Raw genomic sequence first — 16,345 nt, 5'->3', positions numbered from 1 at the left:
TGCAGCCAGGGACGCTCCGCGTCCCAAGAGCAGACGCAGAGCGTCCATTGAGGCATTCCCAAGCAGAGCGTGAGAACGATCGGCAACAAAAAAGGCGCCTCAACCGGCGCCTTTTTCTATTGTCCCAGCAACCGCGCCAACCCGACACTCAACGGCGTCGGCTCGGGCGCTCTGAAGCGTTCCAGCAAACGCTGGTTGTTGGCCCGTGAATGACGAATATCGCCGGAGCGTGCCGGGGCGTAGCTCACCGGGGGCAGCTTGCCAACGACCACCTCGAGGGCTGCAAGCATTTGCTTGAGACTCGTCGCCTGGTTCCAGCCGACGTTTACCGCGCCGTCTTCCACCTGGGGTTTCTCGATAGCCTGCACCAGCAAATCGACCAGGTCTTCGACGTAGAGAAAATCCCGCGTTTGCTCACCGTCGCCAAACACGGTGATCGGCAGGCCTTTCTGTGCGCGCTCGCTGAAAATGCTGATCACCCCGGAATACGGCGAGGACGGATCCTGGCGCGGGCCGAAGATGTTGAAGAAGCGAAAAATCACCGGTTCCAGCCCATGCTCGCGCCGGTAGAAATCGAAGTATTGCTCGCTCGCCAGCTTGTCCGATGCGTAGGGCGTCAACGGTGCCTTGGGCGTGTCTTCACCGATCGACTCGCCTTCGCCATTGTTGCCATACACCGCGGCACTGGAGGCAAAAAGCACGCGCTTGACCCCGGACTGGCGCATGGCTTCGCAAACATTTAGCGAGCCGATGAAGTTGCTCTGGTGGGTCTTCACCGGATCGTCCACCGACGCCTGTACCGATGCCACTGCCGCCAGGTGCGCCACGGCACCGCAACCGGCCATCGCACGGGCGACCAGGGCGGCATCGGCCACGTCGCCGACAATCAGCTCGACCTTGGGATTGTCCAGCGGCAGGTTGCTGCGTTTACCGGAAGACAGATCATCGAGAATCCGAACCGAATAGCCCTTGGCGAGCAAGGCATCGGTGAGATGGGAGCCGATGAAACCGGCCCCTCCGGTAATCAAAACGGGGCGATCAGCCATGACGATAGAACCTGTCCAAAAGACCCGGAAGGGCCGCACGCCAGGCGCGCGGCTTGATTCCGAAGGTGTGCAGAATTTTCTTGCAGGCCAGTACCGCGTGCTGCGGTTCTTCGGCGGCGTCCGGTCGCGCGGCGTGAGCCTGGGCGGTCGGAGCTTCGACGGCCAGCGGATGCAGGGCGCGTGCTTCGGTGAGAATCGCCTGCCCCAAGGCTAGTGGCGTGGTCGCCTCATGCCCGGCGTAGTGGTAGGTGCCCCAAAGCGGCGCGCCACAGTCCAGTTGCTTGAGCACCGAAATGATCACGCGGGCCGCGTCGTCCACCGGTGTCGGATTGCCACGGCGATCGTCGGCCATCAACAGCTCCTGTGACTGCTCGGCGCGGCTGAGGAAGCGCCCGAGGGTGCCGTCGGGACTGTCATCGAGCAGCCAACCGAAACGCAACAGCACGTGTTGCGGGCAGGTGGCGCGCACGCTTTGTTCGATTCGCCACAACGCCTGGCCACGCAGGCCCAGCGGCTGCGGCTCGTCTTTTTCGCTGTAGGCTGTCGCCCGGGAGCCGTCGAACACGCGATAACTCGAGGGTTGCAGCAAGACGATGTTGTGATGCTGGCACAGTTCGGCCAGGCGCTCGATCGCCCGCTCCTGCCCGGCCAGGCGCTGTTCGCTGACCGCCTCCGCCTGGAACCAGTCAAAGTAGTAGGCGAGGTTGATCAACGCGTCCGGACGGGTGTCGTCGAGCAGTTGCGTCAGGCTCGCGGCATCCCAGCCGTCTTGAGGTGGGCGGGGGGCGAGGAAACCGATGTCTTCCTCCGCACCGAGGCGAATCAGCGCCTGCCCAAGGGCATTTCCGCCGCCCAGTAACATAAGGCGCATTCGCATAGAGTCAGCAGGCCCAGTCTGATTGGAACGATGGCTTAATCGACGGCGCCCGCGGGCAATGTCGTCGATAGTTGCCGGAATCGTTGCATTTTGCGGGTTTAGTGCGCAACCGTCATCCGTAAAGTGTAGATGTCCGGGATTTGTAGTGCAGCTACTGGCCTCTTCGCGAGCAGGCTCGCTCCCACAATGAAATTGTGTACACCGGCCCAATGTGGGAGCGAGCCTGCTCGCGAAGGGGCCCTAAAGGCCAGCAAAGGTCTTGAGCGGTACTTGCATCTTCACTGAGTCACCCGCATAAATCAGACCATGAACCTGCCCATCCCCGCAGACAGTGCCCTGGCCGGCTTCCACCCCGCCGTCAGCGCCTGGTTCAGCAAGACTTTCGCGACGGTCACCGCCGCCCAGGCACGGGCGTGGCCGCTGATCCGCCAGCGCCGCTCGACCCTGATTGCCGCACCCACCGGTTCCGGCAAGACCCTCACCGCCTTCCTCGCCGTGATCGACGAGCTGGTCCACCGTGGCCTGGAAACCCTCGAAGGCTTGCCTGACGAAACCCTGGTGGTCTACGTTTCGCCGCTCAAGGCGCTGTCCAACGACATCCAGATCAACCTGCAAAACCCGTTGGCCGGTATCAGCGAACAGTTGAGGGTGATGGGCCTGCCCGAGTTGCGCATCAGCACCGCCGTGCGCACCGGCGATACACCGCAAAAAGACCGCTCGGCGATGCGCAAGACCGCGCCGCACATTCTGGTCACCACCCCGGAATCGCTGTACGTGCTGCTCGGCTCCGACTCAGGCCGAAAAATGCTCGGCACCGCACGCACGGTGATCGTCGACGAAATCCACGCCATCGCCGCCAGCAAGCGCGGCAGCCACCTGGCCCTGAGCCTGGAACGCTTGCAGGCGTTGTGCGCCGAACCGCTGGTGCGCATCGGCCTGTCGGCCACGCAAAAACCCATAGAAGCGGTATCGCGCTTTCTGGTCGGCCGCGATCGGGACTGCGAAATCATCGACATCGGCCATGCCCGCCCACGAGATCTGGGCATCGAGGTTCCACCCGTGCCGCTGTCGGCGGTGATGGCGAACGATGTCTGGGAACTGGTCTATGACCGTCTGGCCGCCCTGGCCCGCGAGCACCGCACTACGCTGGTGTTCGTCAATACGCGGCGCCTGGCCGAACGCCTGAGTCGGCACCTGAGCGAACGCTTGGGCAAGGACGCCGTGGCCGCCCACCACGGCAGCCTGGCCAAGGAGTTTCGCCTGGACGCCGAACAGCGGCTCAAGCGCGGCGAGCTGCAAGTGTTGATCGCCACCGCGTCGCTGGAATTGGGCATCGACATTGGCGACGTCGACCTGGTGTGCCAGATCGCCTCGCCGCGCTCGATTGCCGGCTTTTTGCAAAGGGTTGGACGCTCCGGACACCAGGTCGGCGGCACGCCTAAGGGTCGTTTGTTCGCGACCACCCGCGACGACCTGATTGAATGCGTCGCGCTGCTCGACTGCGTGCGCCGGGGCGAGCTCGACACCCTGCTGATCCCCGAGGCACCGCTGGATGTCCTGGCGCAACAGATCATCGCCGAAGTCAGTTGCCAGGAATGGCCAGAGGACGCCTTGCTGGCGTTGTTCCGGCAGGCCTCGCCCTATGCCGCGCTCGACGAAAAACATTATCAGGCGCTGCTGCGCATGCTTGCCGAGGGTTACAACGGGCGTCAGGGTATTCGCAGCGCCTATCTGCACCGCGACGCCGTGAACCGTACCCTGCGTGGTCGTCGCGGCGCCAAACTGACGGCCGTGACCAGCGGCGGGACGATTCCGGACAACGCCGACTACGCCGTATTGCTGGAGCCGCAAGCGCTGAATATCGGCAGCGTCAACGAAGATTTCGCCGTGGAGAGCATCGCTGGCGATGTGTTCCAGTTGGGCAATACCTCGTACCGGATCCTGCGGGTCGAAACCGGCAAGGTCCGGGTCGAAGACGCTCAGGGCCAGCCGCCGACGATCCCGTTCTGGCTTGGCGAAGCCCCGGGGCGCAGTGCTGAACTGTCGTTTGCCGTAGCGCGCCTGCAGGCCCGACTCGATGAGCTCTTGGGCGCCACGCCGGGCAATTTGCAGCCAAGCCTCGATTGGTTGACCGACAACCTCGGCCTGAACCTGGCCAGCGCCGAACAACTGGTCGAATACCTCGCCCGTGCGCGCCAGTCCCTCGGCGCCCTGCCCTCCCAAGACACGCTGCTGATGGAGCGGTTTTTCGATGAGTCGGGCGGCACGCAACTGATCATCCACAGCCCGTTCGGCAGCCGCATCAATCGCGCGTGGGGCTTGGCCCTACGCAATCGTTTTTGCCGCACCTTCAATTTCGAATTGCAGGCGGCCGCCAGCGAGGACGCCATCGTCTTGTCGTTGTCCACCAGCCACAGCTTTGAACTCGATGAGGTCTGGCACTATCTGCACAGCAACAGCGCGCAACACATTCTGATCCAGGCCGTGCTCGACGCGCCGCTGTTCGGTGTGCGCTGGCGCTGGAATGCCGGCGTGGCACTGGCGTTGCCGCGCTATACCGGCGGGCGCAAGGTCGCGCCGCAGATCCAGCGCATGAAAAGTGAAGACCTGATCGCCAGCGTGTTTCCCGATCAGATTGCCTGCGTGGAAAACCTGGTCGGCGAACGGGAAGTCCCCGACCATCCGCTGGTGGAACAAACCCTCGATGATTGCCTGCACGACGCCATGGACAGTGAAGGCTGGCTGGCGCTGTTGCGGCGCATGGAGCGCGGTGAGGTCCGCCTGATCAGCCGAGACCTGCCGGCACCCTCGCCGCTGGCGGCGGAAATACTCAGCGCCCGGCCCTACACTTTTCTTGACGACGCGCCACTGGAAGAGCGCCGCACACAAGCCGTTATCAATCGACGCTGGAGCGAGCCAGAATCAACCGATGACCTTGGTGCGTTGGATGTCGAGGCGATTGCTGCCGTGCGCGAAGAAGCCTGGCCGACACCCAGCGGTGTGGATGAAATGCACGAGGCGTTGATGAGCCTGGCGTGCATCACCGAGGCCGAGGCCAGCGCCAACGCCCCATGGCTCGATTGGCTGGACACCCTGGCCGACAGCGGCCGCGCCTGCCGCATCAGCCATTCACTTTGGTTGGCGCGGGAACGACTGACCTGCCTGCGGGCCATTTATCCACAGGCTGTCTTGATGCCAGCGCTGGAAGCGTTGCCGGGGTTCGATGAGCACTGGGAAGTGGACGACGCGGTGCTTGAAGTGATTCGCGCACGGCTCAGCGCGTTTGGTCCATTGCCGCTGCAGGCGATCGCCGAGCCGCTCCAATTGCCAGCGACACACGTCACTCGGGCGCTGGCGCTACTCGAACACGAAGGCTACGTGCTGCGCGGCCGGTTCACTCCGGGCAGCACTGAAGATGAGTGGTGCGAGCGACACCTGCTGGCACGGATTCACCGCTATACGGTCAAGCGCCTGCGCCGGGAAATCGAGCCCGTGGCCTTGCAGGATTTCATGCGATTTCTGTTCGACTGGCAGCACCTGTCCAACGCCACCCGAGGCCAGGGCAGCTCGATGTTATCGGCCATCAGTGCTCAGTTCGAAGGCTACCCCGCTGCAGCTTCGGCCTGGGACAGCGACCTGCTGCCCGCGAGGCTCAAGGACTATTCGCCCACCTGGCTCGATGATGCCTGCCGTAGCGGCAAGCTGGTCTGGACCCGGTTGACCCCACGCAACCGCAGCACCGGCACCGCGCTGCGCAGTACGCCGATCGTGTTGTTGCCGCGTCAGCGGGTCGGTCTCTGGAGCGACTTGACCGAACAGACGCCGGTCGGCGAACTGTCGCCCAAGACACAGAAGGTTCACGCCGTCCTCAGCCAGCACGGCGCGCTGTTTTTCGATGAGCTGATTCATGAAGCCCACCTGTTGCGCACGGAACTGGAAATCGCCCTGCAGGAACTGGTCGGTGCCGGGTTGGTCAACGCCGACAGCTTTGCCGGCCTGCGCGCACTGATCACCCCGGCCAGCAAGCGCCAGCAGCGTAGTAGCCGGCGCGGGCGCGGGGCCTTTATCGGCGGCATGGACGATGCCGGGCGCTGGGCACTGTTGCGTCGTGGGACTGCCGCGCCAGTGGTGGATAATCCGCGACCGACGCCAACACCCGCAGAGACCCTGGAACACATCGCCATGACCTTGTTGCGCCGCTACGGTGTGGTGTTCTGGCGATTGCTCGAACGTGAGGCCGATTGGCTGCCGAGCTGGCGGGAATTGCTGCGCACCTTCCATCGGCTGGAAGCGCGGGGCGAGATTCGGGGCGGGCGTTTTGTCAGTGGATTGGCGGGTGAACAGTTCGCACTGCCGGAGGCTATTCCACTGCTGCGCGAAGTACGGCGTCGACCCCACGACGGCAGCTTGATCGCAGTCTGCGGGGTCGATCCGCTGAACCTCGCCGGCACCCTGCTGCCCGGTGCGAAAGTGCCGGCGCTGGCGAGTAATCGACTGGTGTATCGCGATGGTTTGCCGGTGGCTGCGCAGATCGCTGGCAAGCCGTGTTTTTGGCTGGAGCTGGATCAACGGGCTATGGCTGAAGTGCAGAGCAAGCTTATCCGGCATTGATGTTGTCTCATCCGGCCCCTTCGCGGGCAAGCCCGCTCCCACATTGGACCGGTGTACATAAATCCATTGTGGGAGCGGGCTTGCCCGCGAAGGGGCCATCACAACCGACAAATTTATTGGGGGCGAGGCCGATCCGGCATCATCACCGCCGAATGCCCAGGCTCAGCCGCCCCATCAAGCACAGGCTCCACCGCCTGCCTCGGCATCAAGACCTGCTGTGGATAAGTCTGCGCGAAATGCACCTCGGGACTGTTATCCACAAGCTTTTTCAAACGCTGGTTGAATGCACGGCTCACCGCATACTGCCCTCCCGACACGGTGCGAAATTGTGCCGTCAAGACCACGCCATTGAGGTCCATCTTGTCAACGCCGAACACATCCAGCGGCCCTTGCAGGTTGTACCTGAGGAACGGGTCGTCGCTGATCGAATGCCCGGCTTCGCGAATCAGTTCGATGGCCTTGTCGACATCGGTGTCATAGGTGAACTGCACGGAGAAGAACGCGTAGGCAAATTGCCGCGATTGGTTGGTCACGGCCTTGATCTGGCCAAAGGGCACCGAATGCACGAACCCTTTGCCGTCGCGCAGGCGCAGGGTGCGAATGGTCAGGCCTTCGACCGTGCCGGCATGCCCGGAATCGAGCACCACCCAGTCGCCGATCGACAGGGTGTCTTCAATGATGATGAACAACCCGGTGATTACATCTTGAACCAGTTGCTGGGAACCGAAACCGATGGCCAGGCCAATGACCCCGGCACCGGCCAGGAACGGCGCAACATTGATTCCCAGATTGGCCATGGTGGTGATAGCGCAGATCACCACCAAAATGATTTTGATCGCATTGCGCAGCAACGGCAGGATCGTCTTTACCCGCGTACTAGGCTGGCGTGCCCCGCGCTTGTTGAGCGGGGGTTTCAAGGCTTCCTGGATCGCCGTGTCCAGCACGACCCAGACCATCCACGTCACCAGGAAGATCAAGCCGATATGGCTCAACGCGTCACTGATCGCCCGCCCCACCGCGTTGCTGACCGCAAAATCGAACAGTGACACGCCCCAGATTCGTCCGAGGATATCGATGAACACGATGGCCATGGCGATACGCAACAACGCGTGGGAGAGGCTCAGGAAGCGCTCTTTGTAGGCGCCACTGCGGCGCACGTCGGATTCGCTACGGGACTTGAACAAGTGATGCAACGTGGTGCTGAGAAACACCGTCGCGATCAGCAGCACCGTGGTGAACAGCGCGCTGCGCAACACTTGCTGGTTGTCATCGCCAATGCCGATCAAGTTGATGACAGACACCAGCACCATCAACAGGATCGGCCAATACCAGAGCCCGGAAAAAATCCGCAGGGTTTCGCGCAACGCCGGCTGCGCCCGCCGCTGGGCCAGCGGCAGGATGCGGATAACGTGAGCGACCGGACGGCGCATGCGGACCACCAGCAAACCAAAGGAAATCGAGGCCGCCAGCCCGGTAAATACGGCGATGCTGCTGGTGAGGTTGTTACCCAGTTGATGGGCGATCTGCGGGCTGGTCAAGGCGTCGCTGAGGGCGACCAGGAAGCCGATCGCGAACAGCGGCCGCGGGCTGTCCTGGCGAATGATCTGCACCGCCCGGCGCTTGTGCCCGACATTGAACAGCACCACCAGGGACATCACCAACGACGCCGCGAACACCCCACTGCTGGTGGCATAGGCAAAACACAACGCCAGCGCCCGACCCGCTGACAAAGCCATGAACTGGCTGGCATAGATCGTCAACGGCAGGCTGATCACCGCGGGGAGGCTGTAGGGCAAGACATACCCAAGCAATGCCTGCCCACGCTCTCGACTGAGCAGCAAGCGATGACGGCACAGGCGTTCGGTCAAGAACTTGCCGAACATCCAGAGCAAGCCGAAGACACCTGCCCACACCGCCGTCAGCAGCAGGAAATCGGCCGCCACGCTCCAACTCGAGCGGGCCGATGGACGATTGACCAATTGATCCACCTCATCGGCCGCACGATCCGCGCGCAGACGCCAGGCGTCGAGCAGGTCCTTGTTGAAATTGAGCTTGTCCTGGATGCCATCGATGCTTGAACTGATGGCGCCCAGCAAGCCGCCCTGAACCAAGGGTTGAGGATGTGCCGGCGGTGTGGCGGCGGTGGCCGCTGCCGGCACACCCGGTATCGCCGCTGCTTCCAGTTCCTCGCTGCCGAAGAACAACAGCGCCCCCATTAATATCGCCGTCTTGAGCCTGATCAAGGCATCCGCTCCTTTGGATAGGACTGTAAGGAACTGATCGAGAAATGCCGGACTAGTTCGGTGTTGGCCGGTAAATGCCAAGCGCCGGGCTACTCGCTGATCCTGTCGCGGATCGTCACCGGCCTGGCGCACGGGGTGTTTTTCTCGATTGGCTCGACAATCGCCACCAGTCTAGTGCCCAAGGAAAAAGCCGCCAGCGCGATCGCCAGCAAACCGGCCCCAACGGGTATTGCGGTGATGTATGAAATGCATACCGTCCGTAGTCCCACCGAAACTTTCGTCAACCTCTGGCAGTCATCAAAAGATCAGGGGGCAGTCAGACGGGAGGCGACATGGCGGCGATTCACATCGGCATTTCAGGTTGGCGCTACACGCCCTGGCGGGGGGATTTCTACCCGAAGGGACTGGCCCAGAGGCGCGAATTGCAATTCGCCTCACGGGCAGTCAACAGCATCGAAATCAATGGGTCGTTCTACGCCCTGCAGCGGCCAGAACGCTATGCCCAGTGGTATGCCGAAACCCCGGAGCACTTTGTGTTCAGCGTCAAGGCGCCGCGCTTCATCACCCATATCAAGCGTCTGCGTGACATCCACAAACCCCTGGCGAACTTCTTCGCCTCCGGGGTCCTGGAACTCAAGGAAAAACTCGGACCGTTTCTCTGGCAGTTTCCGCCCAACTTCAAATTCGACGCCGCACTGTTCGAGAGCTTCCTCGAGCAATTGCCCCACGACACGGAGCAGGCCGCTGCCCTTGCCCGCCAGCACGACGCCCATGTGAACGGCCACGCCAGCCTTAAGACAAGCAAGAAAAAGCCCTTGCGCCATGCCGTGGAAATCCGCAACGACAGCTTCATCGATCCGGCATTTGTCCGCCTGCTCAAACGCTACAACACGGCCCTGGTGATTGCCGACACCGCCGGTAAATGGCCCTATCGCGAAGACCTCACCAGCGACTTCGTGTACCTGCGCCTGCACGGTGCCGAAGAGCTCTACGCCAGTGGCTACACCCCTCAGGCACTGAAGCGTTGGGGTGACCGGATCGATGCCTGGCATCATGGTCGGCAACCGGCTGATCCCCACCTGATCGCACCTCGCCTCAAACCCAGGGTGCGAAAGTCTCGAGAAGTTTTCTGCTACTTCGATAACGACATCAAGGTCCGCGCGCCCTTCGATGCGCGCCGTTTGCTGGCACGCTTCGACCTCGACAAAGAGCTGCTCACCGCCCCCGGTGAGCCCGCTGCGGAAGGGGTGCTGCCATGAGCGTTTCCGACCCGGTTGGCACCACCGACGAGCAGGCGACCATCGATACCACGGTGCATCGTTTCACCGTACTGACGGTCAACACCCACAAGGGCTTCACGGCGTTGAACCGGCGATTCATCCTGCCTGAACTGCGCGAGGCGGTGCGCAGTGTCTCCGCCGACGTGGTGTTTCTGCAGGAGGTACACGGCACCCACGAGCATCACCACAAGCGCTACGACAACTGGCCAGCGATGCCCCAGTACGAATTCCTCGCGGACACCCTCTGGCCGCAGTTTGCCTACGGACGCAATGCGGTCTATCCGGCAGGTGATCACGGCAACGCCTTGCTGTCGAAATTCCAGATCGTTCGGCACGACAACCTCGACGTGTCCATCAGCGGACACGAGAACCGCGGCATTTTGCATTGCGTGTTGCGCCTGCCGGGAGAGGGCCCGGAGGTGCATGCCATTTGCGTCCATCTTGGCTTGCGCGAAACCCATCGCAATGAACAACTCAAGTTACTGGGCCGCCGCCTTGAGTCGTTGCCAGGCGACGCCCCGGTGATTGTCGCCGGTGATTTCAACGACTGGCGCCAACGCGCCGATGCCCTGCTCCAGCCCTGTGGTCTGCGCGAAGTGTTCGCCGAGCACCACGGCAAGCCGGCGCGCAGTTTCCCCGCGCGATTGCCGACCTTGCGCCTGGACCGTATCTACGTACGTAACCTCAAGGCCAGCTATCCGCAGGTATTGGCGAACCGTCCCTGGTCACACCTATCGGATCACGCACCGTTGTCGGTGGAGATCGAGCTATGAGCATCCCGTCGATGGAAAAAAACACGCTGGAAAGAACCATTGCCGCACCGCCCATTAGCGAGCCGGCAGCCGTCGACGTCGAGTACGGTTGGCAAGGCAACAATCGGGTCCAACTGCTGGAAAATGGCGAAGCCTATTTCCCTAGAGTATTCGAGGCGATGCGCCAGGCCACCACCGAAATCCTCCTGGAAACCTTCATTGTGTTCGAGGACAAAGTCGGTGAAGAATTGAAGGAGGTGCTGATCGAGGCGGCACAACGGGGTGTCCGCGTGACTGCCAGCTTCGACGGGTTTGGCTGCGGAGAACTGACTGCCGATTATCTTTCCGCCCTGAGCGGTGCTGGCGTGCATTTACAGATGTTCGACCCGGCACCCAAGCGCCTGGGCATCCGCACCAACTGGTTTCGACGCCTGCACCGCAAGATCGTGGTAGTGGATGGGACGATTGCGTTCATTGGCGGGATCAACTTCTCCGCCGATCATTTGGCCGATTTCGGCCCCGAAGCCAAGCAGGATTATTCGGTTGAAGTGCAAGGCCCGGCGGTGGCCGACATTCACCACTTTGCCCTGCTGCAATGCGGTCGCCCGGCCCGCGCCAAATACTGGTGGCAACGGCGTCGACAACGGCGTTCGGAATTGGCCGTCACCGATCACGACGGTCAGGTACGACTGGTGTACCGCGATAACGCCGAGCACGCGACCGACATCGAAGAGGTCTACCGCCTGGCGCTGCGCACGGCGCAGCGGCGCGTGGTCATTGCCAACGCCTACTTCTTCCCAGGCTACAGGTTGCTGCGCGAAATCCGCAACGCCGCGCGCCGCGGCGTAGAAGTGCGCCTGATCCTGCAGGGACAGCCGGACATGTTGGTGGCCAAACTCGCGGCGCGCATGACTTACGATTACCTGCTCAAGTCCGGGGTGAAAATCTTCGAATACTGCGACCGGCCACTGCACGGCAAAGTCGCGCTGGTGGACGAAGACTGGAGCACAGTCGGCTCCAGCAACCTCGACCCGCTGAGCCTGTCGATGAACCTGGAGGCCAACGTGTTGATCCGTGACCGCGCGTTCAACCGCGACCTGTTCGATCGGCTTGAAGAACTCAGCGACAACCATTGCAAGGCCATGTCGGTGGACGAGGCCCCACGCGGGCGCATCTGGCACATGACCGTGGGCTTTCTGGTGTTCCATTTCCTACGCCATTTCCCGGCATGGGCCGGTTGGCTGCCAGCGCACAAACCACGCTTGAAAACGTTCACCCCACCGACCGGGAGCGATCAACATGAGCCGCACTGAAACACACGCGGCGTCCCACGCCGAGCACCCGGCGAAATCGCGCTGGAGTCGTTGGAAAAGACCACTGACAATGCTGTTTTTCCTGGCGCTGATCGTCCTCTTGACGATGTTTGCCCAGCGCATCGAATGGAACGAGGTGCTCGACACCCTGGCCGATTTCAAGGTACGCACCTTGATCATCGCGTCAGGGCTGACACTGATGAGTTTCCTGGTCTACGCCTGCTTCGACCTGATCGGCCGAACCTACATTCGCCAGGACCTGACGTGGAAACAGATCCTGCCGGTGGGCATCATCAGCTACGCCTTCAACCTCAACCTGAGCGCCTGGGTGGGCGGCATCGCCATGCGTTATCGGCTGTATTCGCGACTCGGGGTGAGCAAGGCCAACATTGCGAAAATCCTCGGCCTGAGCCTGGCGACCAACTGGTTCGGCTACATGGTGATTGCCGGCGCGGTGTTCAGCAGTGGGCTGGTGCGCATGCCGCCAGGCTGGAAACTCAGTAGCGGCGCGCTGCAAGGCGTGGGCGTTTTACTCTTGCTGGCGAGCGCGGGATATCTCGCGGCCTGCCAGTTTTCCAAACGCCGCGAGTGGGCGATCCGCGGGGTCGAAATCAACTTGCCATCACTGCGCATGGCGGTCCTGCAACTGGCCCTGGGGGCGCTGAACTGGTCGTTGATGGCCGCGGTCATTTTCACGCTGCTACCGAGCAAACTGGATTATCCGCTGGTGCTTGGCGTGTTGCTGATCAGCGCCATCGCCGGGGTCATCACCCACATTCCGGCAGGGCTTGGCGTGCTGGAAGCGGTGTTCGTGGCGCTGCTGCAACACGAGGCATCGCGGGGTAGCCTGGTGGCGGGTTTGCTGGCGTATCGGGCGATTTATTTCCTGTTGCCGTTATTGATCACGCTGGTGATGTACCTGATGGTGGAGGCCAAGGCCAAGTCATTGCGGATATCGAAAAAACCCAAATAATGGGTGGACGCCTTCGCGAGCAGGCTCGCTCCCACATTTGAAATGCATTCCCCTGTGGGAGCGAGCCTGGTCGCGAAGGCGTCATGAGCGACACTACTATTCATTTTGACTGAATAATGCTCAACCGCTCACCCACCACCATTTCCGTAATCCAGTCCACCAGGATCGAGGTGTAGGCCTGCTGGGAAACCGGATCGCTCAGCGCATGATCGGCGCCGTCGATGATGCGGTGGGTCAGCGAGTGTGTCTGCTGGCACGCCGCGCGATAACTCATGATGGTCGCGTGAGGCACGTAATCATCGGTTTCGGACTGTACCAACAACACATCACCCGTGAATTGCGAACAGGCATGCAGTGCCCGATTGCTGTCGGCGCGCACCAGAGTGCTGCGGTAATCGCGCAGATCGAGCTTGTCCAAATCGCGCTTGGGCGTATGCCATTGATCGTCGCGGTACAGCGCCGGCACTCGCAGGGCCAGCCAGCGCACCGGCCGTAGCGAGGTGAGGATCGAGGCCAGGTATCCGCCGTAACTGGTGCCGACCACGGCAATCGCCGAGGTATCCAGCGCCGGGTGCGCCAGCAAGCGGTCGTAGGCCGCCAGCAGGTCACGCAGATTGTCGTCACGGGTCACGCGGGTCAACGGAATACCCGTGCCGCCGGTATGCCCGCGCAGGTCGAAGGTCAAACATACGCACCCCAGACCGGCGATGCCTTTCGCCCGCTCCAGATCTCGCTCCTGGCTACCCCCCCAACCGTGCACGAACAGCACGCCAGGGACTTTTGATTTGGGGCTCAGGAAAGTCCCACTCATCTGTTCGTCGTCGATGTCGATTTGAATGCTTTCGCTTCTAGCCGTCATAGGGTTTGACCGTTACGTACTTGAGAAGAAAATCACTGTTTTCCGCTGGCCCTCGGTACACCTCGATGGCGTCCGCCGGCAGTGGCTGATCGATGTAGGTTTCCACCGAAGACACAAGAATCGCGCGCATCCCCGGATCGTTGACGAAGCTCTGCAACGCTGCCACTTCCGCGCTGCTGGCCCCGCCCATGCGCCAGGATTGCTCGAGCACGCCGCTGCGTCGCTGGCCGTCGCTGGCAATTCCCTGGGCGATGTCGTAATTGCGCCGTGAGGCGTAGAAACCGGGATAGGCTTCATCGGCGGCCGCGTCGAAGACCTTGGCCTGCCTGATCGCCAATCGCACATCGTCAGGCAAATCCAGCGCCAGCAGATCGTCGTAGCCACCCTGCACCACCAGCAGGTTCGAACCACCATAGACCTCTTCGCCACGAGCGTCTTTGGTCAAGTATTGATCACCGCAATAACTGAGCAACCTGGCGCCGATGAAACTCTGCCCGACGCTGTGGGTAATCACCTGGTCCAGGTCCTGCTCCAGTACCACACCTTCACTGAACAGCGCCTTGGCTTCAGGACGGGCGAGGATTTCGTCGAACTGGTCGAGGCTAGTGATGACTTCCTGGCCGCGCCCCGCACAGGCATGAATTGGCTTCATACGGATCGGACCGCTGTAGAGCAGATGCTCCGCCGCCGGCCGTGCATCGTCGAAGGAGAAAACACTGAGACCGTCGAGCACTACCGTGCGCACCCGTTCGGAAAACATCGGCGCCCAGCCTTGCGGTGCATGGGCATGCCTGTTCAACAAACCATGGCTGATGGCCTTGGTGCAGATGAAATCGTGCTCGACGTATCCGCCCCATAAATCCTCTGGTCCCTTGACGCCCAACTGCCGGGCGGCAGCGGCGCCCACCAGGGTCTGGGTCGGCAACAAATAGATGTCCCGCCCGCCATGCACCTGCGGGTCGTAGCTGCCGCCGTATTTGAGCCCGAGGATTTGCGCCAGCCAACGGGCCAGGGCGCGATTGGTTTCGACTTCGTGCTGCGGCGCATCGGGGCGGACCGAATGGGCGACTACCAGTTTTTTGCGGTTGGTTGGGGTCATGCGTCCCCCTTCAATTGTCGCTAAATGAATGTAGCTGATGGGGTGCAGGGTTCAGGCCAATCGTCCCTCGAAAATAACGGTTTTAAAATCAATCGGTTGTGCAAAAAGCATAGCGTCGCGCCTGCTTTATTCTGCACGACGGGTATCAGGACTCTGGCATTTTGCACGACTCGAGCATTTTGGCACTCCCGCAGGGTGATGCTTCTATCGGGGGGCCGCACTCGGCATCACCCCAAACCGCGCCCGGTAATCACTGGGGGCCAGTCCGGTAATCTTCTTGAATGTCGAACGAAACGCCCCCGGATCCTGATATCCCACGGTCCAGGCGATGTGATCGATGGTGCCGTTGGTGAATTCGAGCATTTCCCGGGCCTTGCCGACTCGCAGGTGCTGGCAGTACTCCGTCGGCTTAAGCCCGGTTGCCGCACGGAATCGCCGTAGGAACGTCCGCTCCTCCAGCCCTGCCCGTTCAGCCATCGCCGTCAGCGAGACATCGGTGGCACCCGTGCTTTGCAGCCAGTGTTGAACCCTGAGGATCGCGGCATCGCCATGGTTGAGAATCGGGGCGAAATTGCTGCCACACTCACTGGCGCTGTCGCTGTGTTCCACCACCAGGAAACGCGCAGTGCCGGTGGCAATGCTCGGGCCCAGCAGACGATTGACCAGGCGCAGACCCAATTCAGACCACGCCATCAGCCCGGCCGTGGTAATCAGGTCGCCGTCATCGACGATGGGCGTATCAGCCTTGAGCTTGATCGCCGGGTAGCGCTCGGCGAAGGTTTTCGCGGAAGTCCAATGGGTGGTGGCGCTGCGACCGTCCAGCAGTCCGCTTTCAGCCAATAGCAGCGAGCCCACGCAGACACCGCCCAGGGTCGCGCCGTTGGCGTGCTGCTGGCGAAGCCAACGCAGCAGCGCATGCGGCGCCTGGGCTTCGGTGAAGCCGGCAATCGACGGCGGAATCAACACCGCTACCAATGCGCTGTCCGCAGCGGGATGGCTGTCATAGACACGAACGGGCGCCTGTTCGCCATCGACCTGCCAATGGCTGATCCGCAACAAAGGCAAGCGCGCCGCCTGGTGCTCTGCAGCGATACGGTTGGCCACCCCGAACAGGTCCGTCAACCCATGCACCGCCGCCATCTGCGCGCCGGGATAGATCAACACGCCCAGCTCGGCGATTGCCCTTTGTGCTTCCATTGTCAGTTTTCCCCCTTCTATTGTCGGTGCGGCCAATCCCCGGAAGGTCTGCCAGGGTCAATACTTCATTCCACACCCAAACCGCACTTCGAGGA

Annotated in this window: 11 protein-coding genes and 1 pseudogene; 6 read left to right on the top strand and 6 right to left on the bottom strand. The window is 61.9% G+C overall.

Translation table 11 applies throughout. The features are described 5' to 3' along the window. Nucleotides 1–116: 116 nt before the first annotated feature. Nucleotides 117–1,046 carry an NAD-dependent epimerase/dehydratase family protein gene (locus AC1Q8Q_RS17240; protein ID WP_020800595.1) on the bottom strand — a complete coding sequence of 310 codons (930 nt, stop codon included), beginning with the start codon at nt 1,044–1,046 and terminating at the stop codon, nt 117–119. Further along, nucleotides 1,039–1,923, bottom strand: coding sequence for a sugar nucleotide-binding protein (locus tag AC1Q8Q_RS17235; RefSeq protein ID WP_033043465.1), 885 nt, complete (start codon nt 1,921–1,923; stop codon nt 1,039–1,041). The genes AC1Q8Q_RS17240 and AC1Q8Q_RS17235 overlap by 8 nt, the downstream gene beginning before the upstream one ends. A gap of 306 nt (nt 1,924–2,229) precedes the next feature. Between AC1Q8Q_RS17235 and AC1Q8Q_RS17230 the strand changes: the two genes are divergently transcribed. Next, entirely contained in the window at nt 2,230–6,534 is a 4,305-nt protein-coding gene (locus tag AC1Q8Q_RS17230; protein WP_492615281.1) for an Lhr family helicase, read from the top strand. 113 nt (nt 6,535–6,647) lie between these two features. Here the strand turns inward: AC1Q8Q_RS17230 and AC1Q8Q_RS17225 are convergent, their stop codons facing one another. Continuing rightward, nucleotides 6,648–8,777: a mechanosensitive ion channel family protein gene (locus tag AC1Q8Q_RS17225; protein ID WP_492615280.1), complete on the bottom strand. Its 2,130-nt coding sequence runs from the start codon at nt 8,775–8,777 to the stop codon at nt 6,648–6,650. A gap of 78 nt (nt 8,778–8,855) precedes the next feature. On the opposite strand from AC1Q8Q_RS17225, the pseudogene AC1Q8Q_RS17220 reads away from it, so the two are divergent. The 5 genes and pseudogenes from AC1Q8Q_RS17220 to AC1Q8Q_RS17200 form a co-directional block, all read left to right on the top strand. After that, nucleotides 8,856–8,984, top strand: a pseudogene (locus AC1Q8Q_RS17220) (MFS transporter); the annotation flags it as partial. Between the two features lie 125 nt (nt 8,985–9,109). After that, nucleotides 9,110–10,036, top strand: a complete 927-nt coding sequence (locus tag AC1Q8Q_RS17215; RefSeq protein WP_020800591.1) for a DUF72 domain-containing protein — start codon at nt 9,110–9,112, stop codon at nt 10,034–10,036. Beyond that, nucleotides 10,033–10,830 (top strand): endonuclease/exonuclease/phosphatase family protein, encoded by a 798-nt coding sequence (locus AC1Q8Q_RS17210; protein WP_151143526.1) that lies wholly within the window; start codon nt 10,033–10,035, stop codon nt 10,828–10,830. The genes AC1Q8Q_RS17215 and AC1Q8Q_RS17210 overlap by 4 nt, the downstream gene beginning before the upstream one ends. Then, nucleotides 10,827–12,122, top strand: coding sequence for a cardiolipin synthase ClsB (clsB, locus tag AC1Q8Q_RS17205; RefSeq protein ID WP_020800589.1), 1,296 nt, complete (start codon nt 10,827–10,829; stop codon nt 12,120–12,122). Before AC1Q8Q_RS17210 ends, clsB begins: the two co-directional genes overlap by 4 nt. Then, complete coding sequence (locus tag AC1Q8Q_RS17200) at nt 12,109–13,095, top strand: lysylphosphatidylglycerol synthase domain-containing protein (RefSeq protein ID WP_020800588.1); 987 nt, start codon at nt 12,109–12,111, stop codon at nt 13,093–13,095. The genes clsB and AC1Q8Q_RS17200 overlap by 14 nt, the downstream gene beginning before the upstream one ends. Nucleotides 13,096–13,195: 100 nt before the next feature. Here AC1Q8Q_RS17200 and AC1Q8Q_RS17195 read toward each other — a convergent pair whose 3' ends face one another. The 3 genes from AC1Q8Q_RS17195 to AC1Q8Q_RS17185 form a co-directional block, all read right to left on the bottom strand. After that, complete coding sequence (locus AC1Q8Q_RS17195) at nt 13,196–13,954, bottom strand: alpha/beta hydrolase family protein (protein WP_492615279.1); 759 nt, start codon at nt 13,952–13,954, stop codon at nt 13,196–13,198. Beyond that, nucleotides 13,944–15,053: a DUF3182 family protein gene (locus AC1Q8Q_RS17190; RefSeq protein ID WP_492615278.1), complete on the bottom strand. Its 1,110-nt coding sequence runs from the start codon at nt 15,051–15,053 to the stop codon at nt 13,944–13,946. The genes AC1Q8Q_RS17195 and AC1Q8Q_RS17190 overlap by 11 nt, the downstream gene beginning before the upstream one ends. A 204-nt stretch (nt 15,054–15,257) precedes the next feature. Further along, nucleotides 15,258–16,250, bottom strand: a complete 993-nt coding sequence (locus AC1Q8Q_RS17185) for a GlxA family transcriptional regulator (RefSeq protein WP_489326534.1) — start codon at nt 16,248–16,250, stop codon at nt 15,258–15,260. Nucleotides 16,251–16,345 lie beyond the last annotated feature (95 nt).

The organism is Pseudomonas sp. GW823-FHT06B06 (assembly GCF_058795195.1).
This window is presented reverse-complemented; position numbering and strand designations above follow the sequence as displayed.